Consider the following 26,217-nt stretch of genomic DNA (forward strand, 5'->3'; position numbering starts at 1 on the left):
TTCCAGAGTTAGGTCTGCCCGGTAACGCCGGCCAGAGGATGATGGTTCAGGACCAGATCGCGCATCCGCGCGTCCAGAACATGGGTGTAGATCTCGGTGGTGCCAAGATCGGCGTGCCCCAGAAGCGTCTGGATACTGCGCAGATCCGCGCCGCCTTCCAGAAGATGCGTGGCGAAGGCATGCCGGATGACATGCGGGGTGACGCGCGCCGGATCAACCCCCGCACGCACCGCGATGTCGTTCAGAAGCCGGCCAAAACTTTGACGCGGCATGTGTCCGGCCGCGCCGGGGGCGGGAAACAACCACCGCCCGGCCTTGCCCGCGACAAGACGGCCCAACGCACTGTCAGGGCGCGCGTTGTCGCGCAAATCAAGCCACCCGGCCATCGCCATGCGCGCGGGCGATGTCAGCGGCACCATCCTGTCCTTCCCGCCCTTTCCCCGGATCAGCAGCAGTTCGGGATCGCCACGACAGGCGGCGACCGGCAGCGTGACCAATTCGCTGACGCGCATCCCGGTGGCATAAAGCATCTCGATCAGGCACAGGTTGCGGGCGCGTTCGGCCGGGCCGCGACCGGTCTGCGGCGCGGCTGCCAGCAGCGCGTCCACCTCGGCGCGATCAAGCGTCTTTGGCAGGCGCTTGGCACGACCCGGCCCGGCGATGCGGATGGCAGGGTCATCCTCTCGCCAGCCTTCCTCAAGCGCGAAGCGGGTGAACTGGCGGATCGATGACAACCGCCTTGCGCGGGTCGCGCGTGACAGGCCTTGGGCGTCGCAATGGGTCAGGTAATCCTCGACCATTTCGCGTGACAGTTCCGCCAGCGACAGGCCGCGACCATCCAGCCAGTCCGACACATCGCGCAGGTCACGTCCGTAAGCCAGCAGTGTGTTCTGCGCAGCGCCCGCCTCGGCCGCCTGGGCGTCGAGAAAGGCGGAAATCGCGCGATGATCGCCGGGGGTCAGGGTCATTGGGTCGCTGCCATGTTCGGGCGCAGGGCAAGCTGGCTGGCTGCCAGCCCGGCATCCTCGGTCAGGCCCAATGCGCGCAGCGTCGCCAGACCGCGCGCCGCGCGCGGCAGATCGCCGTCGATGCCGGCATCGATATCGGCCATCGCAGACAGCAGCGCCTCGCCCTTGCGCCCGGGTGTTGGCTGCGACTTCGGTGCCTGCAGTTCTTGCGGAATCTCTTCGGGCTGGTCAACCGGCAGGCCCTGCCACTGACGCAACCAGCCGGAAATTTGCGCGGCGTCCTCGTTGGCGTGCGGGGCAGGGGTTTGCGGCAAATCCTCGGCGATCATGCCTGCCAGCACATCGGCCATGTCCGCGGCACGGAACTGATCGAAGGCGCGCGGCAGTGCGGTCAGCGGATCACCTGCAGCGATCGCCGCCTCCATCGTGCGCATCGCGCCTGCGCGTTCCCAGACGCCGCCCGACGCTGCCGGTTTCTGTTCGGCATAGATGTCGCGCAGCCGCTGAGAAGAGATCGCGCCGGCCCGTGCAAGACGTTCTGCCGCCTCCAGCCGGGCCTTCCAGCCGTTGTTCAGGCGCAGGTCCGATTGCGCGAAGGCAAGGGGTAGGGGGACTGTTGGCAGGGGCTGACCGATGGCTTCGTGGATACGGAACTCCAGTGGTGTCAGCCGGTCAGAGGGAGGCACCGTCTCGGCTGCGTCGACGAAGCCATCATCAAGGAAATGTGTCAGCAACAGCGCCTGCTGCGGTTGGATCAGGTCAAGTGCCTCGGCGCCGCGCAGGCTGATCGCCGCCGCCGCCCAGTCGCCGGTGTGGGCAAGGCAGAAGATGCGCGCCGAAAAGCTGGGCGCGACGCCGGGCGTGGTATTCATGATCCGGCAGGCGCGCGCCTCGTCGCCCTGCAGCAATGCAATATCGAACAGGCGGCGAAACACCTGTGCATCTCCGGGGCCCGCGGTCATCAGCAGCGCCTGGGCCTGATCCAGCGCGCCCATGTCCAGAAGCCGGTCTGCGCGTGCCAGGAACAATTGCCCTGATTGAAGCGGCTGGTCCGGGGCGGCCTCGGGCGGGGTCAGTTGGGTCAGCAGCACCCGCCGCAGCAACGCGTTCATCGCGGGCAGTCTGGCGGGGGTCTGCTGGATCAGGGGCGCCAGGGTGGCAGCCGCGCTGCCGCGCCAGAGATCGTTGGGCAGCCCTGCCTTGCGTGCGGTGATGGTTCCTGCGGAATCGGGGTTGCCGCCATCCAGCCGGGTAACCTGAACCGCACCGACCGCGCCGGTTTCGGCCACCGGGCGCGACCTGTCGCGTGCGGGCGGCGGTCGCTGGCCGGGCCGCCAGGCGGAACTTTCCCGCGCCGGGCCGCGGACACTTCCTGACAACCAATCACTTGCCGATAAAGGCCTTCCCTGTTGCGCGAAGATCGGACCGGTGGCGCAGATCCCGATCAGCGCCGAGATCGCGACGGCGCGGCATATGCGGTGGGTTGTGTCACTCACCCGCGCCCCCGGCCGTCACCGGCGTCCGCATCTCTTGCCGCACCGGATCCATGTCACCCAGATAGGCATAACCGACCAAGCCGACCATCGCCGCCAGAATCAGCACCACCAGAAGTTTCAGCAACCGCATCGAATTTCGCCTCGCTCGCCCTGCATTTCATGGCTTTCCGACGCTTTGTGCGCCGGTTAGGCCCGAATATATATGGCAATTCCGGAAAGATCACGCCATTCAGTCACGCGATGGAAAGGGCAGGTATGAGACAGGTTCTCGGGCGGCATATCGTGTTGATCGGCATGATGGGGGCAGGCAAGACCGCCATCGGCAGCGAACTTGCCCGACGTCTGCAGGTGCCCTTCACCGATTCCGACACCGAGATCGAGGCCGCCGCCGCCATGTCGATCAGCGAAATCTTCGCCCGCGACGGCGAGACGTTCTTTCGTGATCGCGAGACGCAGGTTCTGGCCCGCATCCTGGATGGCACGCCCGGAATCGTCTCGACCGGCGGCGGCGCCTGGATGCGGGAAAGGAATCGCGATCTGATTGCCGCGCGCGGATTGTCGATCTGGCTGAACTGCGATCTGGAAACGCTGTGGCACAGGGTCCGTCAGCGCAGCACGCGCCCGCTGCTGAAAACCGCCGACCCCAAGGGGACGCTTGCCGCGCTGATCGCCGAACGTTACCCGGTCTATGCAAGCGCGGACCTGACATTCGACGCCCGTCCGGGCGACACGGTCGAGGCGGCCGCCCTGCGGCTGCTTGACCAGATCGGCACCGCCCATCCCGAATTGCTGGAGACGAAATGACCGAAACCGTTACCGTCCATGTGCCGCTGGGCGCGCGCGCCTACGATGTTCGTATCGGCGCCGGGCTGGTCGACAGGACCGGTGCCGAGATCGCGCCTTTCCTGCATCGTCCGCGCGTGGCGATCGTGACCGACGAATCCGTGGCGGCGCTGCATCTGGACCGGCTGCAATCCGCGCTGAACGCCCAGGGCATAGCCTCGGACGTGCTGCGCCTGCCGTCCGGCGAGGCCACGAAAAGCTGGACTTTCCTGAGCCGCACGGTCGAATGGCTGCTGGAGCGGAAGATCGAGCGGCGCGATGTCGTGATTGCCTTCGGCGGCGGCGTGATCGGCGATCTGGTCGGCTTCGCCGCCGCGATCCTGCGGCGCGGCGTGCGCTTTGTTCAGATCCCGACGACGCTGCTGGCACAGGTGGACAGCAGCGTGGGCGGCAAGACAGGCATCAACAGCCCGCATGGCAAGAACCTGATCGGCGCCTTCCACCAGCCGACCCTTGTGCTGGCCGACATCGCCATTCTGGATACGCTGCCGAGGCGCGATTTTCTGGCGGGTTATGGCGAGGTGGTGAAATACGGCCTGCTGGGGGACATGGATTTCTTTGCCTGGCTGGAAGAAAATGGTCCGCGGCTGCAGCAGGATAGGGCGCTGCGCCAGCGCGCGGTGGCGCATTCGGTCGCGATGAAGGCGGGGATCGTGACCCGCGACGAGACCGAGCAGGGCGAACGCGCGCTGCTGAATCTGGGCCATACCTTCGGCCATGCGCTGGAGGCTGCAACGGGATATTCCGACCGGTTGCTGCATGGCGAGGGCGTGGCCATCGGCTGTGCGCTGGCGTTCGATCTGTCCGCCCGGATGGGGTTGTGCAGCCAGGAGGCGCCAAGCCGTGTTCTGGCCCATCTGGCAACGATGGGGATGCCTGCGCGTCTGTCCGACATTTCCGGCGACCTGCCAGATGACGCCGCGCTGATAGATCTGATGGCACAGGACAAGAAGGTCGTGGATGGACGCCTGCGCTTTGTTCTGGCGCGCGGGATCGGCGAGGCCTTCGTCAGCGACGATGTGCAGGCCGAACAGCTTTCCTCGGTCCTGCGCGACGCACGCTAGTCATGGGTCAGACACGCCGCACATGGCGGCGTGTCGCATGATTTGCGGCCATCAGCCGTCGAAATTGACTTCCTCGATCAGCGTCAGGGCCTCGGGACGCAGCTTCGAGACTTCGGTCAGGGGCAGGTCGTCCGGGGTGAATTCGCCCCAGCTTTGCACCAGTTCGGACCGCTCGACGCCCTCGACGACCGGGAATTCGTGATTCGTCTCGGCATAGATGCGCTGTGCCTCGTCGCTGACAAGGAAATCCATCAGCTGCATCGCGGCCTCCTTGTTCGGCGCGGATTTCGTCATCGCCACACCCGAGACGTTCACATGCGTGCCGCCTTCCTCGAAGGTCGGGAACACGATGCGCACGGCATCCGCCCATTCCTTCTGTTCCTCATCGGCCAGCATCTGGCCCATGTAGTAGGTGTTGCCCAGGCTGATGTCACATTCGCCGGCCCAAATCGACTTGACCTGACCGCGATCGTTTCCTTCGGGCTGCTTGGCAAGGTTGGCCTTGACGCCTTCCAGCCAGGCTTTCGTTTCCTCGGCGCCGTGATGGGCCAGGAATGCGGCGGTCAGTGCGACGTTGTAGTCATTGGTGAACGGGCGGGTGCAGATGCGGCCCTTCCACTTGGGATCGGCCAGATCCTCGTAGGTGGTCACCTCGCCGTCGGCGACGCGATCCTTGTGCGCATAGACGATCCGCGCGCGCGTCGTCAGCCCGAACCACTGGTTGTCTGCGTCGTGCAGCGTGTCGGGAATCGCGTCCAGTGCCTCGTCCTCGACGGCCTGGGTCACGCCGGCATCCTTGACCTCGCCCAGGCGTGCGACGTCGACGGTCATGATCAGATCGGCGGGCGAGCGGTCACCTTCGGCCTGCAGACGCTCGACCATGCCCTTGTCCACGAATGCCGTGTTGACGGTGATCCCGGTCGATTCGGTAAAGGCGTCGGTCAAGGGTTTCAGCAATTCAGGCTGGCGATGTGAATAGATGTTCACCTCTTGGGCCAGCGCGGGCATGGCTGCGGTGCCGGTCAGCAAGGCCATCATCATCAAGCGCATCATCGTCTCCTTCTGGACATTGGATGCCGGTATTTATCGTTGTTAGGCGACCGGATCGCAATAGTTAACAAAAATAATCGGACAATCGCCTCGATTGACCGCGGCAGCCGGTCGCGATACGGGCCGCAGCATGGCACGCGCACCCCTTCTGCAACTTACCGATATCTCGCTGACCTTCGGCGGCGATCCCGTTTTCGACACGCTGTCGCTGACCGTCCAGCAGGGCGACCGGGTCGCGCTGGTCGGCCGTAACGGGTCGGGAAAATCGACGCTGATGAAGGTCATGGCCGGGCTGGTCGAACCGGACCGGGGCGCTGTCGTTCTGAATGGCGGGGCCAAGGCCGGGTATATGGAACAGGATCCCGACCTGTCCGGCTTTGCCACGCTTGGCGAATTCGCCAGCGACGGCCTTGAAGAGGCCGAGGCTTACCGGGTCGAGATGGCCGCCGAGGGGCTGAAGTTCGACGCCGCGCGCCCGGTTGTCACCGCGTCCGGCGGTGAGCGGCGCCGCGCCGCGCTGGCCAGGCTGCTGGCCCAGGCACCGGAACTGATGTTGCTGGACGAGCCGACCAACCATCTGGACATCGAGGCGATCGGCTGGCTGGAAGATCAGTTGAACCAGACCCGCGCGGCCTATGTCATCATCAGCCACGACCGTGCCTTTCTGCGGCGATTGACGCGCGCGACGCTGTGGATCGACCGGGGCGAGATGCGCCGGCAGGAACGCGGCTTCGAATATTTCGAGGATTGGCGCGAGGCGGTGTGGTCGGCCGAAGACGACGCCCGGCACAAGCTGGACCGCAAGATCAAGGCAGAGGCGCGTTGGGCGGTCGAAGGCATCAGCGCGCGCCGCAAGCGCAATCAGGGCCGGGTGCGCGCGCTGGCCGCGCTGCGCGCCGAGCGTGGCGCCCAGATCCGCCGTCAGGGCGCTGCCGCCATGGCGCTGGAGGCCGGGCCGCAATCGGGCAAGCGGGTGATCGAGGCGAAAGGCATCACAAAGACCTTCGCCGATCGCACGATTCTGAAGCCGTTCGATCTGCGTGTGCAGCGCGGTGACCGGGTCGCGTTCGTCGGCCCGAATGGCGCCGGCAAGACGACGCTGATCAAGATGCTGACGGGTGAGATCGCGCCCGATGACGGAACGGTCACTTTGGGCACCAATCTGGACGTCGCGGTGTTCGATCAGGCGCGCGCCGCGCTGAACCCCGACCAGACCCTGTGGGAATCGCTGACGGGCGATCCGGACATGCGGGTTTCGGGGCGCGCGGATCAGGTCATGGTCCGGGGCCAGCCGAAGCATGTCGTGGGGTATCTGAAGGATTTCCTGTTCGACGAGTCGCAGGCCCGGGCGCCCGTTCGCAGTCTTTCGGGGGGCGAAAAGGCCCGGCTGTTGCTGGCCCGGTTGATGGCCCGTCCGTCGAACCTGCTGGTGCTGGACGAACCGACCAACGATCTTGATGTCGAGACGCTGGATCTGTTGCAGGATCTGCTTGGCGATTACGACGGGACCGTGCTGCTGGTCAGCCATGATCGTGATTTCATCGACCGCGTCGCCGACACCACGATCGCCATGGAGGGCGATGGCCGCGCGGTCGTCTATGCCGGGGGGTGGAGCGACTATCGCGCCCAACGCGGTGTCGATGCACCTGACACCGCGGTGCCAACGCCCGCCGGCGGCGCCCGTCCCGCCGCGCCGTCCGCACCTGCCGTCGCCAAGCCCGCACGACCGGCCAAGCCCGCGCTCAGCTTCACCGAACGGCACCGGTTGGAGGAATTGCCGGCGATCATCGAACGGCTAGAGGCCGAGATCGCAAAGCTGTCCCGGTTCCTGGCCGAGCAGCCAGATCTGTATCAGACCTCGCCGGTCCGGTTCAGGAAGGCGACCGAGGCAATTGCCGAGCGACAGGCCGCGCTGCAGGCTGCCGAAGAAGAATGGCTGACGCTGGAAGAAAAGGCCGATTGAACCTCTGGGCGGGGCGGCGGTTCACGCCCCGCGCGCCGTATGGTTCATCAGCCAGTCATGGGCGAATATCATCTTCTCGCGGATCTTCGGCGTCAGGATGAACGGATAGAGATCGCCTTTGTCCAGTGCGCGATTGATGTCGTTGATCGCGATGACGACCGCCGTCGCAAGCGTCAGCAGACGGTTCGCATCGGGGTCGTGATAGGCTGAATATTCGGCGGGAATCCCCGGCATTGTCAGCCCGGCATGCACAAAGCTGTCGGTGATATCGACAAGGTGCAGAAGATGCGCCACGGTTTCCGCCCAGTCTTCGTGCGGATGCGCGGTCGCATAAGCCGTGATGTGGGTCTGTCCCGGCGCCGACGGCGCGGCATAGTGACGTTCCAGCGCCGCAGCATAGTCGGCGCGTTCGTCACCGAACAGGGCCCGGAAGGCGGCCGAGAAACCATTTGCCTGTGAAAGCCTGTCGAACAGGAAATGCGCCATTTCATGCCGGAAATGTCCGATCATCGCGCGATAGTCCTCGCCCAGGCTTTGTTGGCGCTGCAGGCGGGTCAGGGCGTCGGCTTCGGTCACGTTTATGGTGATGTCGCCATTGGCGTGACCCATCACGATCTGTTCGGTCCGCGCGCCCCCGGCGTCTTCGGACAGCATGAGAAAGCGCGGCCTTGGCCCGCGATCGGCGTCGTTGAACCAGTTCCAGTTCGACAGGTTGGCGAGCATCCGTCGTTTTGCGCCTTCGGCCCGTGTCAGAAGGCCGCGGTTGTCACCGATATTCAGCGCCGGCACCACATCTGACATCGCGCAGGACCGGCAAAGCGGTCCGTTGGGGATCGCGACCCAGTTGCAGCCGATCGTGTCGCGATTGGCGCAAGGTGCCGCGACGTTCCACATCGCGCGGGCCTCTGGCTCGTAAAACAATGCCTCACCGCAATTGCAGACAAGATTGTCGAAGTAGACAGGCGCCTTGCAGGCTGGGCAGAAAAAGCTTCTCATGTTCCTCGTCCTTGAATCTCGCAGCAGGAAATGCCCTGATCTGTTGCAGGGTTCCGTTCGGCGCCGCAATGACGTCAGTCCGATCGGTCCGGTCGCTTGACTTGCGGCGCATGATCGGCCATATGCACGCGACCGGTCGGGCGACCGCCTGTGACCGGTCATTGTTTTTGAAATGACATCCCGATGCGCGGGATGCGCTGTCCGAAGGCGGGATCATCCCATGACGCCGGTCTGCACCGGGGCCGAAGGACGCGGAGAACGAAGGAAACGAAGCGATGTTCGCGGTTCTGAAGACGGGCGGCAAGCAATACAAGGTGCAGGCGGGCGACGTCCTGCGCGTTGAAAAGCTGAATGCTGCCGCTGGTGAAAAAGTCCAGTTCAATGAAATTCTGATGGTGGGTTCGTCCCTGGGCGCGCCGCTGGTCGAGGGTGCTTGCGTGCAGGCCGAAGTGATCGACCAGATCAAGGCTGACAAGGTCATCACCTACGTCAAGCGCCGCCGCAAGCACAGCTCGCAGCGTACGCGTGGTCATCGCCAGCAACTGACCTTGCTGCGCGTCACGGACGTGCTGGACAAGGGTGCGGACAAGACCGGTGTGAAGACCGCCGTCGGCGCCCGCACCAAGGATGAGGCCGCGGCCAAGCCCGCCAAGGCCAAGAAACCGGCGAAAGACGCCGTCGAAGCGTAAGGAGACTGACCCATGGCACACAAGAAAGCAGGCGGTTCGTCCCGCAACGGTCGCGATTCGGCTGGTCGCCGTCTCGGCGTCAAACTGTATGGCGGTCAGGAAGCGACCGCCGGTAACATCATCGTGCGTCAGCGCGGCACCAAGTGGTGGCCGGGCGACAATGTCGGCATGGGCAAGGATCACACCCTGTTCGCGCTGACCGACGGTCATGTGACCTTCAAGAAGGGCCTGAAAGGGCGCACCTTCATTTCGGTGATTCCCGCGAGTCTCGAAGCCGCCGAGTAACCCGAATTTAACATTTCGATGTTAGGGGGATCGGCGAAAGCCGGTCCCCCGACCTGTTTTCAGGTCCTGTTTTCCGGGGGAGGGAAAATGGTTATGTCTGCACCGATGCGGGAGGGCACGCGATTGGATGATCTGAAGCCCGATGTCATCACCCTGAACCAGCCCGTCATCGAGACCGAGCGTTTCGTGTTGCGGCCCCTGCGACCCTCGGATGCCGGGATGATCGCACATTACACCTCGGATCGCCGCGTGGCCGAGGGGACGCGGGCCATTCCGCATCCTCTGCCGCCGGGCGCGGCGGAAGGATTTGTCGCGCGTGCGCTGGCTGCGGATCGCAGCGAGGATGTCTGGGCGATCGACGGGTCGGCACATCGTCTGGCCGAACTGTTGGGTGTCGTCTCGCTGACGCGGATGGAGGGCGACCAGTCCGAACTTGGCTTCTGGATCGGCGCGGGATTCTGGAACACCGGATTCGCGACCGAGGCGGTCGAGGCGCTGGTTGCCGCCAACCCGCACGGATCGCGCACCTTGTTCGCCGAGGCATTCCAGGACAATCCCGGCTCGGCGCGCGTGCTGACCAATTGTGGATTCGTCTATCTGGGCGACGCCGAAAGCTGGTCGGTCGCGCGCGGCGCGCGGGTGGCGACCTGGACCTATCTGCGGAAAATGGGCTGAGGCAACCGGGGCGTGCAGGCGCCGATCCGGCAAGATCTGGGCCGGATGCGTCGCGCGATGCAGAAACTGCAATTCCGGTGATTGCATTTCGTCGCGCGACACCTAACTCGGTTTCATGAGCATTCCTTATTCCCTTCTCGATCTGGCGCCGGTCCCCGAAGGTTTCGACGCCGGTGACGCGATCAGCAACACCCTTGATCTGGCGCGCAAGGCCGAAGGCTGGGGCTATCACCGGTTCTGGATGGCCGAGCATCACAACATGCCGGGTATTGCCAGTTCGGCGACCGCCGTCCTGATCGGGCTTGTCGCGCAGGCGACCCGCACCATGCGGGTGGGTGCGGGCGGGATCATGCTGCCAAACCACGCGCCCCTGACCGTGGCCGAGGCGTTCGGGACCTTGGCCACGGTGTTTCCGGATCGCATCGATCTGGGACTGGGCCGTGCCCCCGGCGGTGACGGCGCGGTGATCCAAGCTCTGCGCCGTGATCCGATGGCCGACAGTTTTCCCAATGATGTCGTCGAATTGCTGGATTACCTGGGGCCTGCGCGTGACGGTGCCGCGGTGCGCGCTCTGCCGGGCGAGGGGACGCAGGTTCCCGTCTGGATTCTTGGCAGCAGCCTGTTCGGCGCCCAGTTGGCGGCCCATCTGGGCCTGCCCTATGCCTTCGCCAGCCATTTCGCGCCGAATGATCTGGAACGGGCTCTGGCGATCTATCGCGACCGGTTCCGCCCCTCGCCTTGGGGCCAAAAGCCGCATGCGATGATCGCGATCAACGTTTTCGCGGCCGACGACGCAGACGAGGCGCATCATCTTCGCACCACGATGCAGCTTGCCTTCGCGCGGCTGCGCACCGGCTTGCCCGGCAAGCTTCCACGTCCGACGCGCGATCTGGACGGCGAGATCGGGCCGCAGATGCGCCGCGCAGTGGATCAGGCGCTGCGGGTCAGCGCGGTGGGAGGCAAGGCGCAGGTCAGGGATCAGCTAGCCGCGCTGATTGATGCGCATAATCCCGACGAGGTCATCCTGACGGGGCAGATCCACGATCACGCCGCGCGATTGCGCAGCTTTCAGATCGCAGCCGAGGTGATGCAGTCGCTGCCCGCCTAGGGCAGCATCAGCCGTGTCAGCCCCGGAAACGCCGCGATCAGGATCAGGCCGATGACGCTGGTCACCAGGAAGGGCAAGGCCCCCCGCGCGACCTTTTCCAGCGGCAGCCGGGTGATGTTCGCCGCGACGTAAAGATTGATCCCCACCGGCGGTGTGATCAGTCCGATCGCCAGATTGACCATGATCAGCACTCCGAACCAGACCGGATCCCAGGCCAGTTCGCGCATGACCGGCAGGAAGATCGGCAGGCAGATGAACATGATCGTGACCGCGTCCATGAACATGCCGGCAATCAGTACTACCAGCATGATCACCGCAAGGATCACCCACTGGTTCGACGACAGCCCCAGCAGCGCGCCAGAGTAGCGGCCGATGAGGTCGTCCACGGTCACGACCCAGCCGAAAAGCCCGGCATAGGCGACGACCAGCATCACCACCGACGATCCCGCCGCGCTGTCGGCCAGGCATTCATACAGGCCACGGATCGTCAGCGTGCGATAGATCAGGCCGCCCACCGCCAGCGCATAAACCGAGGCGACGATGGCGGCCTCGGTCGGGGTGAATATCCCCGAATAGATCCCGCCAAGGATCACGACAGGTGTCATCAGCCCCCAGAAACTGTCGATAAAGGATCGGCCCAGTGCCCGCGCATAGGACATGCCCGGATAGGGATTGGGGCTAAGCGCGCGGGTTGCGGTCGCGTTCCGCACGCGACCGAAGGGCAGGGCGCACAGCATCAGTGCTCCGCACAGGATGCCAGGCAGGATCGCGGCGATGAACAGGTCCGCGATCGAGGTTTCGGCCAGAACCCCATAGATCACCAACCCGATCGAGGGCGGAATCACGATCGACATGGCCGCGCCTGTGCTGACAAGACCCGCGGCAAAGGCGCGGGAATACCCGTCCTCTTCCATCGAGCGGACGATCATCGGACCGATGGCCGCGACCGACGCCGGACCCGATCCGCTGACAGCGCCCCAGAACAGGCAGACCACCGTTCCGACCAGACCCATGCCGCCCGGCAGTCCGCCGACCAGCACCCGGAAGAAGCGGATCATCCGGTCGGCGATCCCCAGCCGTCCCATCAGGTTGCCGGCCAGAATGAAGAACGGGATCGCCAGCAGCGAGAATTTCCCGATCCCTGCCGTCAGCAGGTCGCCCACAAGATCGAGGCCGAAGCCCAGTTGCCACATCGCGGCAAGCGCCGACAGGCCAAGCGCGAAGGCAACCGGCACGCGCAGCACCAGCAGCAGGAAGAACAGCCCGACCATCATGCTGCCGGCACCGATCTCAGGCATCAGGGCCCCGCAACGCAGCCTGAACGAAACGGATCAGCACCAGCGCAAAGCCAAGCGGCAGCGCGGCGGAATACCACCACAGCGGCAGCCCCAGCCCATAGCTGCGCATCCCCGTGCCCATCTGGTTCAGCACAAGTTGCCAGCAGAACCAGACCGAAGCCGCCAGCAGCGCGGCCGACAGCAGCGTGGCCAGCACGATGACTGCCCGCCGCAACGCGGCAGGCAACATATCGGTGATCAGTTCGACGGCAAGATGCTGCCCGCGGCGTGCTGCAATCGCCGCACCGAACACGGTCAGCAACACGAAACCGCCGGTCAGCAGTTCCTCGGTCGCGGCCAGCGAATGGTTGGTGCCATAGCGTACAACGACATTGGCGAAACCAAGCCCCGTCATCGCCAGCAGCAACACCGCGCAAACGGCCTTTTCGAACTGATCCAGCAGGCGCATCTACTGCGCGTTCGCTTCGTCTGTGAACAGTTTCACGATATCGGCGCCGATCTGGTTCGACCATTTGTCAAAGCTGGGCTTGGTCGCCTCGCGGAACGCGGCCAGTTCGTCGGCGGTCGGCTCGTGAACCTCCATGCCCTGTTCCTTCAGGAACTCCAGCCCGCTTGCGGTGGCTTCGCGGCTGATCTGGATCTGATAGGCCATCGCCTCGTCCGCGGCCTTCTGGAACTTGGCCTTGGTCTCGTCGTCCAGCGAATCCCACTTGTCCTTGCTGATGCCCAGGAACAGCGGATCATAGCTGTAGTGCCACGGCGTGATGTATTTCTGGACCTCATAGACCCGCTGCGGAATGATCACTGCGCCGATCGGATTTTCCTGTCCGTCCACGACGCCCTGCTGAAGCGCGGGGAACGTCTCGGACCACTGCATCTGCTGCGGGTTGGCCCCCAGATCATTCATGACGTCGATATACATGGGCCCCGCGACCCGCATCTTCAGGCCCTTCATGTCATCGGGCGAGGTGATCGGATGCTTGGAATTGGTGACTTCGCGGAACCCGTTCTCGCCCCAGGCCAGGACATGGATGCCGTGGCCCGCCATGATTTCTTCCATCTTCTCGCCAGCCGCGCCCTGCGTGGTGCGATCCACCGCATCATAGTCCGGATACAGATAGGGCAGCGAGAAAGCGGCCATTTCGGGCGCCAGCGGGGTGACGTTGATGGCCGATGTCAGCACCAGGTCGATGGCCCCGCGGCCCGTCATCTCGGCCTGCTTCATCTGGTCGCCACCGGAAAGCTGGGCGTTGGGAAAGACCCGAATATCATAATCGCCGCCGGTTTCCTGTTCCAGAAGTTCGCCGAACTTGTCGGCCCCCTTCTGCCAGGTGGTCGTGTCGCCCGTATTGTGCGACAGACGCAGGGTTTCGGACGCGGCGGGCAGGCACAGCGCAAGTGCGGTGGTCAGCCCAAGAGCCAGCTTCATGAACATGGTTTCTCCTCCCATTCCACAATGCGGCACGCCGGCCGCTTTTGTCGTTGGCATGTTTACGGATGAAGAATAGCCATGCAATAAGAATCGGCGGCTTTCTGAGGGCGGCGGGAGAATTCGGTTCCACATGATGGAAAGCATCATCGAACAAGGCACGCAAAGCATCGGACGCGCGGTGGCGGTCTGGCGCCGGATCGGTCGCGCAACCGAAACCGGGTTGTCCCTGGCTGACCTGGCCGACGCGACCAGCCTTGCCAAGCCCACGCTGCGGCGGATTCTGGTCGCGCTGATCCGCGAAGGATTGGTGGAACAGGATCTCGCTACACGCAGATATTTTCCGGGGCCCGAGACCTATGTGACCGGTATGCTGGCCGCGCCGCGCTTTGGCCTGTTGCGCATAGCGCAGCCTGCGTTGATCCGCGTCGCGCGGCTCAGCGGCGACACCTGCTTTCTGACCGTCCGACGCGGTCTGCACGCGGTCTGCCTGCTGCGCGAAGAAGGCAGCTATCCGGTTCGGACGCACGCGCTGCAACCAGGCGACGAACATCCGCTGGGGATCGGGGCGGGATCGCTGGCCATCCTTGCGGGATTGCCTGACGACGAAATTGGCGGGCTTCTTGACGATCTGGCGCCACTTCTGTCCGCGCCGCGCTATGATGCCTATGACCCGCAGGTTTTGCGGACCGCCATCGCGAACGCCCGCACCCATGGTTACGCGCTGAATCCCGGCCTGATCGTCGCGGGCAGCTGGGGCGTCGGCGTGCCGATCCGTCACCCGCTGGGGACAATCGCGGGCGCGCTGTCGCTGGCCGCGATCGACCAGCGCCTGACGCCTCCCCGCCAAGCCGAGATGGCCGCCCTGTTACGGGCCGAGGCGTCCCGGATCGAAACTGAACTGACCCACCTGCTTGCGAGGAAGACATGACGGATCTGCCCCCTGCGCCGGAAGGCCGCATCATTGGCTGGGCCCATACGCGCTTTGGCAAATCGGACGCACAGGACGTCGAAGCCCTGATGGCCGAGGTGACGGGCGCTGCGCTGGATCATGCGGGCATCCCTGCCGATCAGGTCGAGGGCATTTTTGTCGGTGTCTATAACGGCGGCTTCCAGAAGCAGGGCTTCGAGGCCGCATTGGTCGCACTGGGCCATGATGGCCTGCACCATGTGCCTGCGGTGCGCCTGGAAAACGCCTGCGCCACCGGATCGGCCGCAATCACTGCCGCACTGGATTTCATCGGGTCGGGACGCGGGCGCATTGCATTGGTCGTTGGGGCCGAGAAGATGACCGCGACCCCCGGAGCCGAGATCGGCGACATTCTTCTGGGTGCAAGTTACCGCGCCGAGGAAGGCGATACGCCGGGCGGGTTCGCGGGCGTGTTCGGGGGAATCGCCAACAGCTATTTCCAGCGCCATGGCGACGCGTCGCGCGAACTGGCGATGATCGCGGCCAAAAACCACGCGAACGGCGCGCTGAACCCTTTCGCGCATATGCAGAAGGATGTGGGTTTCGATTTCTGCAATACGGTCAGCGACAGGAACCCGATTGCGGCGGGACCGCTGCGGCGGACCGATTGCTCGCTTGTCTCGGACGGGGCGGCGGCGCTGGTGATCGCGCATCCCGATATCGAAAGCCCGCGTGCCATCGCGTTCCGGGCGCAGCGTCAGGCAAACGACTATCTGCCCCTGTCGCGTCGCGACATTCTGGAATTTTCAGGTGCGCGAAAGGCATGGGCACAGGGGTTGAAGCAGGCTGGCGTCATGCTGGACGATCTGTCGCTGGTGGAAACCCATGACTGTTTCACCATCGCGGAGCTGCTGGAATACGAGGCTATGGGGCTGGCCGAACCGGGGCAGGGCGGCAGGATCATCGCAGACGGGATCAGCGCGCGCGGCGGCCGGTTGCCGGTGAACCCGTCGGGCGGGCTGAAATCGCGCGGACATCCGATCGGCGCGACCGGTGTCTCGCAGCATGTCATGGCGGCGATGCAGTTGACCGGCGAGGCCGGCGGCATGCAGATCCCCGGTGCCAGTCTTGCCGGGGTCTTCAACATGGGCGGTGCCGCTGTCGCGAACTATGTCTCGATCCTTGAGAGGGTGAAATGACGCCCTGTTCGACCCGCACGATGAATCTGGGACATCTGCTGGATCAGACGGCCCGGCGGCTGCCCGAAAATCCTGCGATGATCTGGGGTGACGGGCGCTGGACATGGGCGCGGATGCTGGCGCGGGTGGATGCAATGGCGCGCCTGCTGGCCCGTGACTATGGTATCTGCAAGGGCGACCGGATTCTGGTGCAGTCGTCCAACAACAATCAGATGTGGGAAAGCCTTTGGGCCTGCCTGAAACTGGGCGCGATCTGGGTGCCCGCGAATTTTCGCGGCTCGCCGGACGATCTGCGCTGGATGGCAGAATTGTCGCAGCCGAAGCTGCTGATCTGCGAGGCTGAATTCCCCGATCACGCCGCGATCTGCGGTCTGCCGACCCTGGCGATCGGCAAGGCGGATTTCGGACCCGACATCGAGACGCTATTGTCAGTGCAGGATGACACGCCCCTGCGCGCGTTCGATGTGGACCGGGACGATCCGGCCTGGCTGTTCTTCACCTCGGGCTCGACGGGCAGGCCGAAGGCTGCGGTGCTGACCCATGGGCAGATGGGGTTCGTGATCGCCAATCATCTCGCCGACCTGATCCCAGGCACCACCGAGGGTGACGCCTCGCTGGTCGTCGCGCCGCTCAGCCACGGCGCCGGGATCCATCAGATGCTGCAGGTGGCGCGGGGCGTGCCGACGATCATGCCCGATGGCCCTTTTGATCCGGCAGAAATCTGGCGTCTGGTGGCGGAATATCGGATCAGCAACATGTTCACCGTGCCGACCATCGTGAAGCTGCTGACCGAACATCCCGCCGTCGATCAGTACGATCATTCCAGCCTGCGCCATGTCATCTATGCGGGTGCGCCGATGTATCGCGCCGATCAGGTTCGCGCCCTGAAAAAGCTGGGCCCCGTGCTGGTCCAGTATTTCGGGCTGGGCGAAGTTACGGGCTGCATCACCGTGCTGCCGGCGCGTCTTCATGACCCCGCCGATGGCTGGGGGTTGCAGGGCAGTTGCGGATACCCCCGCACCGGCATACAGATCGAAATTCAGGATGAAGCCGGCCAGCCCTTGCCCGCAGGCCAGACGGGCGAACTTTGCGTGACCGGGGGCGCGGTCTTCGCAGGCTACTGGAACGACCCCAAGGCGAACGCCAAGGCCTTCCGCGATGGTTGGTTCCGCACCGGCGATCTGGGTCACATGGATCAGCGCGGCTTCTTCTACCTGACCGGGCGCGAAAGCGACATGTTCATTTCGGGCGGCTCCAACATCCATCCGCGCGAGATCGAGGAAAAGCTGTTGCTGCATCCCGAGGTCGCCGAATGTGCCGTGATCGGCATGCCCGACCCGACATGGGGCGAGGTCGGCGTGGCGATCTGCGTCACCCGCGCCGGAACACGGCCCGATCTTGCGGCATGGCTTGCCCCCAGAATAGCGCGCTACAAGCTGCCCAAACGCATCCTGTTCTGGGATGGTCTGCCGAAGTCGGGTTACGGCAAGATCACCAAGAAGCTGGTGCGCGAAGAACTGATACGGCGCGAGGCATTGACCGAAAATGGCTGAAACGCTGTGCCATCCCGGTGCCGCCGACGGGCCGCGTCTGATGCTGGCACCCACCCGCGTGGAACGGCTTCAGATTGCCCTGGCGGCGGATATACCGATCCATGACGCGATCCTCGGCGCGCTGGACGGCGCCGACAGTGCGTGGATCACCCTTCATGGCGGGCGCGGCGATCTGCGCTTCGTGCTGCCCGACCGATCCCGCGACGGGGTGCATGGGGCGTGGTATTCCGCGCCGCATGATCTGACGGATGCGGTCATCCATCGCGCAGGGATTGTCTGGGGGCGCCGCGACGGTCGCGCCTTTGGCCATTGTCATGGGCTGTGGGACAAGGCGATGGGACATCTGCTGCTGGAAGACACCGTCCTGACCCATCCTGTCCAGGCCGAGGCATGGTTGTTCGGTGACGCGGTTTTCGAGGCAGGGCCCGACGCCGAGACCGCGTTCACCCTGTTCAAGCCGCGGGGCATGCCCGTGGACCGGCCCGAGGCGGCGTTGTTGCGCATCGCACCCCATGTCGAACTGGCCGAAGGGCTGCGCGAGGCGATGGATCGGCTTGGCTGGGAACATGCCCGACTGGCCGGTTTGGGCAGCCTGAACACGGCGCGATTCGACAACGGCGAAGTTCTTGACAGCCACGCGAGCGAATTTCTGGTCCGCGACGGCTGGATCGACCGGCGCGATGCACGGGCAGAGATCGATATCGTGGGGATCGGCGGCGCAAGGGCGGGCGGCAAGCTGTCGCTGACGCAAAACCCGGTCTGCGTGACTGCCGAACTGATCCTGCTGAAGTCCTGACAGGTCGGCAAGCAGGAACGGCCGGCAGGGCTTTCGCGCTGCCGGCCGTTGCAGGAATTCGGGCGTCGGTCAGATCAGCTTGCCCATCGCCACCGCGGTATCCGCCATCCGGTTCGAGAAGCCCCATTCATTGTCATACCAGGTCAGGATGCGGCACAGCTTGCCCTCCATGACCTTGGTCTGGTCCATGTGGAAGATCGACGAATGCGGGTCATGGTTGAAATCGGTCGAGACCAGCTGTTCCTCGGTATAGCCAAGGATGCCTTTCAGCGTGCCGTCAGCGGCGGTCTTGATCGCCGCGTTGATTTCCTCGACCGAGGTGTCGCGCTTGGCTTCGAAGGTCAGATCGACAACCGACACATTGGGCGTCGGCACGCGGATCGCGACGCCGTCCAGACGACCCTTCAGTTCGGGAAGCACCAGGCCGACCGCCTTCGCCGCACCGGTCGAGGTCGGGATCATCGACAGGGCTGCGGCGCGGGCGCGATACAGGTCCTTGTGCATCGTATCCAGCGTCGGCTGGTCGCCGGTATAGCTGTGGATGGTGGTCATGAAGCCGCGATCGATCCCGATGGCGTCGTTCAGAACCTTGGCCACAGGCGACAGGCAGTTCGTGGTGCAGCTTGCATTCGACACGACCAGGTCATCCGCGGTCAGCGTGTCGTCGTTGACGCCGAACACGATGGTTTTGTCAGCACCATCCCCGGGTGCCGAGATCAGCACGCGCTTGGCGCCGGTCTGCAGATGCGGCTGGCATTTTTCCTTCGAGGTGAAGATGCCGGTGCATTCCATGATGACATCGACATCGCCCCAGGGCAGGTCTGCAGGATTGCGGATCGCCGTGACCTTGATCGGGCCGCGACCGACATCGATCGTGTCGCCATTCACCGTCACCGTTGCGGGAAAGCGGCCATGCACGCTGTCATAGCGCAGCAGATGGGCGTTGGTTTCGACCGGGCCCAGATCATTGATCGCGACCACCTCGATATCGGTGCGTCCCGATTCGATGATACCGCGCAGCACGTTGCGCCCGATGCGACCGAAACCGTTGATGGCGACTTTGACAGCCATGGTTCTCTCTCCCGACCAGATGACGTTGCGCCATGCTCTAGCGTGGCTGCCGGGCCGATGCAAATACCCGTTGACCGGCACGCCGCGAAAAGCGGGTCATGCCCCGCGGATGTGCCTAGCGCTGCGATATGTGTCAGCCCCGGTCCTGACCAACCACCAGCGACTGGTGCGTACAGAGCGGTGGAACCGATTTGGTTCAGCGCCAGAAGCTGAGATAATCGACCGACTCGACCAGCATCCTGCCCGCCATGACCGGCAGGTCCAGATGCAGCCACAGCCGATCGGCCAGCAGCAGCACGATGATCAGAACGGCCAGGGCGATAGCGATGCGATTGGTCATGAACACCTCATGGCGACGCTTATCAGCCGGGTGGCGCGTGCTGACAAGTGATCAGAACCCCGTCAGGTGTCGTCATCCTCGTCCAGCGGAAGGATCAGGGTCAGCTCGCCCTGTTCTTCAAGGCGGCGGATCGCCGTGATCACCTCGGTCTTGGCGTCCTCGATATCGCGGGCGCGGACCTTGCCCATCTCTTCCATTTCCTCGCGCAGGCCATCGGCCATCCGCTGGGACAGGTTCGACAGGATGAATTCCGCGGCCGCGGCATCGGTTGGATCGGGTGCGGACAGTGCCCGCAGAAGCACGGGTTGTTCCACCTCGCGCACGATCCGCGCGACATCGCGGCTTTCGATACGTTCCGGAATATGGCTGAAGATGAAGATCGCCTTGCGGACACCCACGGCAAAGCCCGAATCCTCGCGTTCCAGCGACTGCAACACATCGTCGCGCAGATCGGCCGTGGCAAAGTTCAGAATCGCGCCGACCCGGTCTGCTGCCGGTGTGTCGATGGCCGGGCGGGGCAGCGCGTCGGCGGCCCGAAGCAGGATCAGCCCGACACGCTGCAGCGCCTGTGGCGTGACCCCCGATGTCAGCGACATGGCCCGCGCCACGGCGCGGGCACGATCGCGGGGCAGTGCCGTGAACACGTCCGAGGCCCGTCCGACCGGCAGTTTCGACAGCATCAGTGCCACGATCTCGATCGCTTCGGAATTCGCCAGCGCGAGGATGTCGTCCTTTGGCAGGCCCGCGACGCGAAGCCAGGGGTCGCCTTTTCCCGACATCGCGGCCATGCGACGCAGCCTGTCGGTGCTATCCTCGGACAGTCTGCCGCCCAGCATCGCCAGGGTGCCATCCAGATCGCCGGGAAAGGTCAGGCCGACGGATTCCAGCCGGTCGCAGAATTCGGTGATGACCGCATCGCGGGTCTGGCGGTCGACAAGTTCCATCCCCGCCATTTCTTCCGCAAGCAGGGTCTGGGAACCGCTGTCCAGCCGCGACAGGCTGACCGCGTCCTCGTCGTCCAGCAAAAGCCGCACGATCACCGCCGCCTTCTGCCGCTGGCTGAGCCCGGTCTGCGTGTTCATCGTGATCCCCCGATCCTGCGTTGCGTCGCGCGATATCGGGGCAATCTGGCAGAGGAACCCTAACGCGGGATTACCCGGTACGAAAAATTACAGGGGATTTGAATCGAACACCCGCGAAAAGATCCGATCAACGTTCTTGGTGTGATAGCCAAGGTCGAATTTTTCTTCGATCTGGGCGGGCGACAATGCCGCCGTCACTTCCGCGTCGGTCAGCAATTCTTCTTTGAAATCCTTGCCTTGTTCCCACACCTTCATGGCGTTTCGTTGCACCAGCCGATAGGCGTCCTCGCGTGAGACGCCAACCTGTGTCAGCGCCAGCAGCACGCGCTGCGACATCACCAGGCCTTTGAACTTGTTCATGTTGGCCAGCATCGTGTCGGGATAGACGACCAGCTTTTCGATCACGCCCGCCAGCCGGTTCAGTGCGAAATCCAGCGTGATCGTCGCATCCGGCGCAATCCCGCGTTCGACCGAGGAATGGCTGATATCGCGTTCGTGCCACAGCGTCACGTTTTCCATCGCCGGCACCACCGTCATCCGCACAAGCCGCGCAAGCCCTGTCAGGTTCTCGGTCAGGACCGGGTTGCGCTTGTGCGGCATCGCCGACGAACCCTTCTGGCCCGGGCTGAAAAATTCCTCGGCCTCAAGCACTTCTGTCCGCTGCATGTGGCGGATTTCGGTAGCGATGTTTTCCATTGACGAGGCGATCACGCCAAGCGTGGCAAAGAACATCGCGTGCCGGTCGCGCGGAATGACCTGGGTGCTGATCGGTTCCGGGCGCAGTCCCATCCTGGCGCAGACATGTTCCTCGACCGCCGGGTCGATATTGGCGAAGGTGCCCACGGCGCCGCTGATCGCGCCGGTGGCGACCTCATCGCGCGCACGTTCCAGACGCGCCTTGCCGCGTGCCATTTCGGCGTAGAAGCGGGCGAAGGTCAGGCCCATCGTCGTAGGTTCGGCATGGATGCCGTGGCTGCGTCCGATCCGGACGGTGTCCTTGTGTTCGTAGGCGCGACGTTTCAGTGCGTCCAGAACCCTGTCCATGTCGGCCAGCAGGATGTCGGCGGCGCGGACAAGCTGGACATTCAGGGTCGTGTCCAGAACGTCGCTGCTGGTCATTCCCTGATGCACGAAACGCGCCTCGTCGCTGCCGATATGTTCGGCCAGATGGGTCAGGAAGGCGATGACGTCATGCTTGGTCACCGCTTCGATCTCGTCGATACGGGCGACGTCGAATTCGACGTCCTTGGCACGCCAGACAGCATCCGCATTTTCGCGCGGGATCACGCCCAGATCGGCCTGAGCGTCGCAGGCATGGGCCTCGATCTCGTACCAGATGCGAAACTTGGTCTCGGGTGACCAGATCGCGGTCATTTCCGGGCGGGCATAGCGAGGGATCATGGCTGGCTCCTTGGTCGTCGGCAGGGGCATAGCCCTGCCGTGCCGCAGGGGCAAGATTTCTTGCATGGAAAGCGGGTTGATCAGGGAACATTCCGTGGTGCTGGCGGTTTTGTAAACAATCCAACGCCAATTTCCGGAGGCGATACGAATGCATTCCCGCGACGATGATGTCCATGGCCTGACCGAGGCAGACCGCACCAGCCAGACCCGTTTTGGTCCGCGCCCGGTGCCGAAGGGTCACAAGACCGCAAGTCCCTATCCGCACCGCCCGATGCGCTCCAGCCGGGTGATCCCGTCTGCGCCGATGTCGCTTGACGGTCGTGCGGCCTATCCCGCGCCCTCGCTTGCCAGTCGCATGATCGTTTGGGGTGGTGTTGCAGTCGGCGTGGCCGGGCTGACCGCTGGTGCGGTCCTTGCCGCGCGGCGGATTGCGGGGACCGACAAACCCTCGAAAGTCGAACTGATGCGTCAACAGCGTATGCAGCCTGCAGTCGCGCCGCGCTTTGCCGAGATGGACGAGGTCGAACAGGAACGGATGCGACAGCGTGTCCGGGCCCGTGCACGAGACGACCAGAAGATCGCCGCGCGGCAGCGTGCAAAGGCCGCGCGAAGCCGGGGCAACATCGCCCGGGACCTGACAGACACCGCGGACAACCTGTCGGGCAGTCTGGAGGGGTTGGTCAGTTCCCTGATCGGTGCATTTCACGGTTTTCGCAGCGTCGCGGGGCAGGCCAGCGGCATCGTCGGCGATTTCGCGGCGGCCGCCGATCAGGTTTCCGGCCTTCTGCGTCGCGATCGGCCAGACGATCCGCGTGATGCCGCCGCGCCACGGACCTCTGCCCAGGATCGCACCCACCGCTTGTGAGCACGCTTCCAGCCGCGCTAGATTGGCGCAACAACCGACGCGAAAGCCCAATATATGACTGACTATGATCGGCCTGGTGTCTATGACGCGCTGTTCGGGCCGCTGGACGACAAGACCAGACGCCGCTTCGGGCTTCAGCGCAGCGAAGCGGAAGCCAGCGGTCATGCCGATTCTCGCGGTGATCGGCCGCGCCAACAGATGACATTGTGGCAACTGCGTTTCGCGGATGTCGTCGCGATCACCAAGGCGACATTTCGGCAGATCGGCGATGACAGGGTGACGGCGGTCGCCGGAGGCGTGACCTTCTTCGGCCTTCTGTCGCTGTTTCCCGCCATCACCGCTTTCGTGTCGATCTATGGCTTGGTGGCCGATCCTGACACGATCACCCGGCATCTGGACGTTCTGGAAAGCTTTCTGCCCGCCGGTGCGCTGGACATCATCCGCACTCAGGTCGAATCGATTGCGGCCTCGCCCTCGTCGGCGCTGTCTCTGGCGGGGATCATGGGGCTTCTGATCGCGTTCTATTCGGCGAATGGCGGGATGAAGGCGCTGTTGTCGGCGTTGAACGTGGCGTTCTACCAGAAGGAAACCCGTGGATTTCTGCAGCTGAACCTTGTCGCGATGGGGTTCACGCTGTGCGGATTGTTGCTGCTGGCCCTGATGCTGGGCGTGGTCGCGGTCATCCCGATTTTGCTGCAGTGGATACCGTTGCCCGGAGACAGCGCCACGACGATATCGCTGCTGCGCTGGCCAGCACTGTTCATGGTGCTGGTCTTGGCACTTGCCGCCATCTATCGCTGGGGGCCTGCGGCGCCGGATGCACGCTGGCGCTGGATTTCCCCCGGCGCCGTCTTCGCATCGGTCGCCCTTGTCGGCGCGTCGATGCTGTTCAGCTGGTATGCCGCGAATTTCGCCAACTATAACGAGACCTATGGTTCGCTGGGTGCCGCGATTGGCCTGATGATGTGGCTGTGGTTAAGCGCGACGATCGTGCTGGTCGGCGCAGAAATCAATTCCGAGGTTCAGCGCCGGATGCGGCAGATCGCGGGCGAGCCCCTGGCCGGGGCGGGCGACACCAGATGATCGCATCCCCCTATCTGGCGCTGGTTCTGGCCATCGGACTTGAGGTTGTCGGCACCTCCTTCCTGCAGCGTTCCGCGCAATTCACGCGGCTATGGCCCACCGTGGGCATGGCGCTGTGCTATCTTGCCAGCTTCTACCTGCTGTCACTCAGCCTGCGCGTGCTGCCTCTGGGGGTCGCCTATGCGATCTGGAGCGCGCTTGGGATCGTTCTTGTGGCGGTGATCGGGTTGCTGGTCTTCGGTCAAAGACTGGATCTGCCTGCGGTGATCGGGCTGGGCCTGATCGTGGCAGGCGTCATCGTCGTCAACCTGTTCTCGAACACGATCGGGCATTAGCGCTCGGTCAGTTTCAACTCGATCCTGCGGTTCTGGGCACGTCCCTCGGGCGTGTCGCCATTCGCGACCGGGCGGGTATCGGCAAAGCCGGCCGCAGCAAGACGATTGGCGGGAAAGCCAAGATCATCGATCAGGTAGCGCACCACGGCCAGCGCGCGCGCCTGGCTAAGTTCCCAGTTGTCGCGATAGCGACCTGTTCCCGACAGCGGTGTGCTGTCGGTGTGGCCGTCCACCCGGATGATCCAGTCGATTTCGGATGGGATGTCGTCCGAAATATCGGACAGCATCTGCGCCACCCCGGCGATCTGGTCGCGTCCCGGAGGTGACAGTGTCGCCTCGCCGGGCGCAAACAACACTTCGGACTGGAACACGAAGCGGTCGCCGACGATCTGCACGCCTTCGCGCCCCGCAAGGATCTGTGACAGCCGGCCGAAGAACTCGGATCGATAGCGGGCCAGATCGCGCGCTTCTTCCTCGGCCTTTCTGCGCGCCTCTTCCTCCAACTCAAGGCGCCGATCCTTTTCTTCGGCGGCCCGCAGCAGGGCAGCATTCAACTGCTGTCCCAAATTCTCGACCCGCAGTTCGGCCTCGCGCTGATCTTCGCCCGCAGTTTCCAGCAACGCCTGCAGTGATCCAAGCTGCGCGGTCAGGGTTGAGACCTGTTCGTTCAGCAATGCCACGCGACGCTGACTTTCGGCGGACATGTCTTCCTGTTCGGCAAGCTGCTGCCGCGCCGTGGTCAGCAACGCCTGCTGACGTTCCGCTTCGGATGCGTTTTCCGCCGCTTCCTGGGACAACTCGTCTCGCGCGCTTTCGGCGGCGGCCAGAAGGGTCAGTGTCTCTTCTGCCTTCTTGCGGCTTTCTTCCAGCGACAGGGTCATCGCGGTCAGTTCACTGTCGGCGCGTTCCAGGCGCGCGCGCAAGGCGGCGGCTGCCTCGGCCTCGGCCAGTCGCGCGGCCTCGGCCTCGCTCAGTTCCGATTGCGCGGCTGTCAGATCCGATTGCAGCGCGGCGGTGCGTTCCTCGGCGCCGGCGTTGCGGCGGCGCAGATCCGCGATCAGGGCCTGCAACGCTTCGCGTCGCGCGGCTGCCAGGCGCGCCTGTTCCTGCTGCGCATCGATTTCCTCGCGCGCTGCCGCCACGGCCAGTTCGGCGGCCGAGGCACGGTCCTGTTGCGCATCCAGTTCCGACTGCAATGCCTGCGTCTGCGCGTCCGCGCGGGCCTGATCGTCGGCACGCGCGGCCATCAGTGCGGCTACCTCGGCCTCGAAATCGGTCAGGCGTGACCGCGCCTGATCCAGTTCCGCTCGGCTGGCTTCAAGCTGATTGCCCAGCCTGGTGATGCGGGCGGCGCGGTCGCGTGCTTCGGCCTGTGCCTGTGCCAATGCCTCCTCGGCGCTTTGGGCGCGGCTGGTCTGATCTTCGACCTGGCCCTGCAGGTTCTGCTCGCGTGCCTCGGACGCTGTCAGCGCATCCCCCAAGGCCGATACCTGCCGTCCCAGATCGTTCAACTGCTGTTCCTGACGCGAGATGACCGCGCCCTGATCCGAAATCGTCTCGTCCTTCGTGGTGATCTGTTCGCGCAGCACGGACTGGACGATCATGAAGATCGTCAGTACGAACATCAGCACCATCAGCAGTGCCGTCATCGCATCCACGAAGCCGGGCCAGATGGTGGCCGAGAACCGGTTCCCCGAAGATGCGCGACGCAGGGACAT

The 26,217-nt window shown here is 64.3% G+C and carries 27 protein-coding genes; 14 read left to right on the forward strand and 13 right to left on the reverse strand.

The window, feature by feature from the left end:
• Positions 1-8 precede the first annotated feature (8 nt).
• From J7359_RS09640 to J7359_RS09650, 3 genes are all read right to left on the reverse strand, one after another.
• Positions 9-968 (reverse strand): site-specific tyrosine recombinase XerD, encoded by a 960-nt coding sequence (locus J7359_RS09640; protein WP_209056423.1) that lies wholly within the window; start codon positions 966-968, stop codon positions 9-11.
• Positions 965-2,257: a hypothetical protein gene (locus J7359_RS09645; protein ID WP_348524365.1), complete on the reverse strand. Its 1,293-nt coding sequence runs from the start codon at positions 2,255-2,257 to the stop codon at positions 965-967. Before J7359_RS09645 ends, J7359_RS09640 begins: the two co-directional genes overlap by 4 nt.
• A 199-nt stretch (positions 2,258-2,456) precedes the next feature.
• Complete coding sequence (locus J7359_RS09650) at positions 2,457-2,594, reverse strand: hypothetical protein (protein WP_209056424.1); 138 nt, start codon at positions 2,592-2,594, stop codon at positions 2,457-2,459.
• A 110-nt stretch (positions 2,595-2,704) separates the two neighbouring features.
• On the opposite strand from J7359_RS09650, the gene J7359_RS09655 reads away from it, so the two are divergent.
• Positions 2,705-3,268, forward strand: a complete 564-nt coding sequence (locus J7359_RS09655) for a shikimate kinase (RefSeq protein WP_209056425.1) — start codon at positions 2,705-2,707, stop codon at positions 3,266-3,268.
• Positions 3,265-4,371, forward strand: coding sequence for a 3-dehydroquinate synthase (gene aroB, locus J7359_RS09660; protein ID WP_209056426.1), 1,107 nt, complete (start codon positions 3,265-3,267; stop codon positions 4,369-4,371). Before J7359_RS09655 ends, aroB begins: the two co-directional genes overlap by 4 nt.
• A 51-nt stretch (positions 4,372-4,422) precedes the next feature.
• Here the strand turns inward: aroB and J7359_RS09665 are convergent, their stop codons facing one another.
• The gene (locus J7359_RS09665) at positions 4,423-5,421 is read right to left on the reverse strand and encodes a Fe(3+) ABC transporter substrate-binding protein (protein WP_209056427.1); all 999 of its coding nucleotides are present in this window, start codon (positions 5,419-5,421) and stop codon (positions 4,423-4,425) included.
• Positions 5,422-5,551: 130 nt separating this feature from the next.
• Between J7359_RS09665 and J7359_RS09670 the strand changes: the two genes are divergently transcribed.
• The gene (locus J7359_RS09670) at positions 5,552-7,384 is read left to right on the forward strand and encodes an ATP-binding cassette domain-containing protein (RefSeq protein ID WP_209056428.1); all 1,833 of its coding nucleotides are present in this window, start codon (positions 5,552-5,554) and stop codon (positions 7,382-7,384) included.
• Positions 7,385-7,405: 21 nt separating this feature from the next.
• Here J7359_RS09670 and J7359_RS09675 read toward each other — a convergent pair whose 3' ends face one another.
• Complete coding sequence (locus J7359_RS09675) at positions 7,406-8,380, reverse strand: putative zinc-binding metallopeptidase (protein ID WP_209056429.1); 975 nt, start codon at positions 8,378-8,380, stop codon at positions 7,406-7,408.
• Between the two features lie 275 nt (positions 8,381-8,655).
• Between J7359_RS09675 and rplU the strand changes: the two genes are divergently transcribed.
• From rplU to J7359_RS09695, 4 genes are all read left to right on the forward strand, one after another.
• Positions 8,656-9,069, forward strand: coding sequence for a 50S ribosomal protein L21 (rplU, locus tag J7359_RS09680; protein WP_209056430.1), 414 nt, complete (start codon positions 8,656-8,658; stop codon positions 9,067-9,069).
• 12 nt (positions 9,070-9,081) lie between these two features.
• Positions 9,082-9,354, forward strand: a complete 273-nt coding sequence (gene rpmA / locus J7359_RS09685; protein WP_209056431.1) for a 50S ribosomal protein L27 — start codon at positions 9,082-9,084, stop codon at positions 9,352-9,354.
• Between the two features lie 132 nt (positions 9,355-9,486).
• Positions 9,487-10,029, forward strand: a complete 543-nt coding sequence (locus J7359_RS09690) for a GNAT family N-acetyltransferase (protein WP_247740316.1) — start codon at positions 9,487-9,489, stop codon at positions 10,027-10,029.
• Positions 10,030-10,150: 121 nt separating this feature from the next.
• Complete coding sequence (locus tag J7359_RS09695; protein WP_209056481.1) at positions 10,151-11,137, forward strand: LLM class flavin-dependent oxidoreductase; 987 nt, start codon at positions 10,151-10,153, stop codon at positions 11,135-11,137.
• Here J7359_RS09695 and J7359_RS09700 read toward each other — a convergent pair.
• The 3 genes from J7359_RS09700 to J7359_RS09710 are packed head-to-tail and all read right to left on the reverse strand — an operon-like array spanning position 11,134 to position 13,864.
• Positions 11,134-12,435 (reverse strand): TRAP transporter large permease, encoded by a 1,302-nt coding sequence (locus J7359_RS09700; protein WP_209056433.1) that lies wholly within the window; start codon positions 12,433-12,435, stop codon positions 11,134-11,136. The genes J7359_RS09695 and J7359_RS09700 overlap by 4 nt on opposite strands.
• A complete protein-coding gene (locus J7359_RS09705) occupies positions 12,428-12,883 on the reverse strand; it encodes a TRAP transporter small permease (protein ID WP_209056434.1) in 456 nt (151 codons plus the stop codon). The genes J7359_RS09700 and J7359_RS09705 overlap by 8 nt, the downstream gene beginning before the upstream one ends.
• Positions 12,884-13,864, reverse strand: a complete 981-nt coding sequence (locus J7359_RS09710) for a DctP family TRAP transporter solute-binding subunit (protein ID WP_247740303.1) — start codon at positions 13,862-13,864, stop codon at positions 12,884-12,886.
• Positions 13,865-13,997: 133 nt separating this feature from the next.
• Here J7359_RS09710 and J7359_RS09715 point away from each other — a divergent pair, with 133 nt between their 5' ends.
• Genes J7359_RS09715 through J7359_RS09730 form a run of 4 tightly spaced genes read left to right on the forward strand, consistent with a single transcriptional unit; the run spans position 13,998 to position 18,322 of the window.
• Complete coding sequence (locus tag J7359_RS09715) at positions 13,998-14,795, forward strand: IclR family transcriptional regulator (RefSeq protein WP_247740304.1); 798 nt, start codon at positions 13,998-14,000, stop codon at positions 14,793-14,795.
• Positions 14,792-15,973: an acetyl-CoA acetyltransferase gene (locus tag J7359_RS09720; RefSeq protein WP_209056435.1), complete on the forward strand. Its 1,182-nt coding sequence runs from the start codon at positions 14,792-14,794 to the stop codon at positions 15,971-15,973. Before J7359_RS09715 ends, J7359_RS09720 begins: the two co-directional genes overlap by 4 nt.
• Positions 15,970-17,526, forward strand: a complete 1,557-nt coding sequence (locus J7359_RS09725; RefSeq protein ID WP_209056436.1) for an acyl-CoA synthetase — start codon at positions 15,970-15,972, stop codon at positions 17,524-17,526. Before J7359_RS09720 ends, J7359_RS09725 begins: the two co-directional genes overlap by 4 nt.
• Complete coding sequence (locus J7359_RS09730) at positions 17,519-18,322, forward strand: hypothetical protein (RefSeq protein ID WP_209056437.1); 804 nt, start codon at positions 17,519-17,521, stop codon at positions 18,320-18,322. Before J7359_RS09725 ends, J7359_RS09730 begins: the two co-directional genes overlap by 8 nt.
• 69 nt (positions 18,323-18,391) lie before the next feature.
• Here J7359_RS09730 and gap read toward each other — a convergent pair whose 3' ends face one another.
• The 4 genes from gap to purB all read right to left on the reverse strand — a co-directional run bounded on the left by gap (position 18,392) and on the right by purB (position 22,216).
• Positions 18,392-19,393: a type I glyceraldehyde-3-phosphate dehydrogenase gene (gene gap, locus J7359_RS09735; RefSeq protein ID WP_209056438.1), complete on the reverse strand. Its 1,002-nt coding sequence runs from the start codon at positions 19,391-19,393 to the stop codon at positions 18,392-18,394.
• Positions 19,394-19,589: 196 nt separating this feature from the next.
• Complete coding sequence (locus J7359_RS09740) at positions 19,590-19,733, reverse strand: hypothetical protein (RefSeq protein ID WP_209056439.1); 144 nt, start codon at positions 19,731-19,733, stop codon at positions 19,590-19,592.
• Between the two features lie 62 nt (positions 19,734-19,795).
• The gene (locus J7359_RS09745) at positions 19,796-20,815 is read right to left on the reverse strand and encodes a FliG C-terminal domain-containing protein (RefSeq protein WP_209056440.1); all 1,020 of its coding nucleotides are present in this window, start codon (positions 20,813-20,815) and stop codon (positions 19,796-19,798) included.
• 87 nt (positions 20,816-20,902) lie between these two features.
• Positions 20,903-22,216, reverse strand: coding sequence for an adenylosuccinate lyase (purB, locus tag J7359_RS09750; RefSeq protein ID WP_209056441.1), 1,314 nt, complete (start codon positions 22,214-22,216; stop codon positions 20,903-20,905).
• Positions 22,217-22,364: 148 nt separating this feature from the next.
• Between purB and J7359_RS09755 the strand changes: the two genes are divergently transcribed.
• Genes J7359_RS09755 through J7359_RS09765 form a run of 3 tightly spaced genes read left to right on the forward strand, consistent with a single transcriptional unit; the run spans position 22,365 to position 24,499 of the window.
• Entirely contained in the window at positions 22,365-23,081 is a 717-nt protein-coding gene (locus J7359_RS09755) for a hypothetical protein (RefSeq protein ID WP_209056442.1), read from the forward strand.
• A gap of 54 nt (positions 23,082-23,135) precedes the next feature.
• Positions 23,136-24,164 (forward strand): YihY/virulence factor BrkB family protein, encoded by a 1,029-nt coding sequence (locus tag J7359_RS09760; RefSeq protein WP_209056443.1) that lies wholly within the window; start codon positions 23,136-23,138, stop codon positions 24,162-24,164.
• The gene (locus J7359_RS09765; protein WP_209056444.1) at positions 24,161-24,499 is read left to right on the forward strand and encodes an SMR family transporter; all 339 of its coding nucleotides are present in this window, start codon (positions 24,161-24,163) and stop codon (positions 24,497-24,499) included. The genes J7359_RS09760 and J7359_RS09765 overlap by 4 nt, the downstream gene beginning before the upstream one ends.
• Here the strand turns inward: J7359_RS09765 and J7359_RS09770 are convergent.
• Positions 24,496-26,217: a peptidoglycan -binding protein gene (locus J7359_RS09770; RefSeq protein ID WP_209056445.1), complete on the reverse strand. Its 1,722-nt coding sequence runs from the start codon at positions 26,215-26,217 to the stop codon at positions 24,496-24,498. The two genes, J7359_RS09765 and J7359_RS09770, sit on opposite strands and share 4 nt — an antisense overlap.

This window comes from Paracoccus sp. R12_2 (genome assembly GCF_017744015.1).
Taxonomy (GTDB): Bacteria; Pseudomonadota; Alphaproteobacteria; order Rhodobacterales; family Rhodobacteraceae; genus Paracoccus.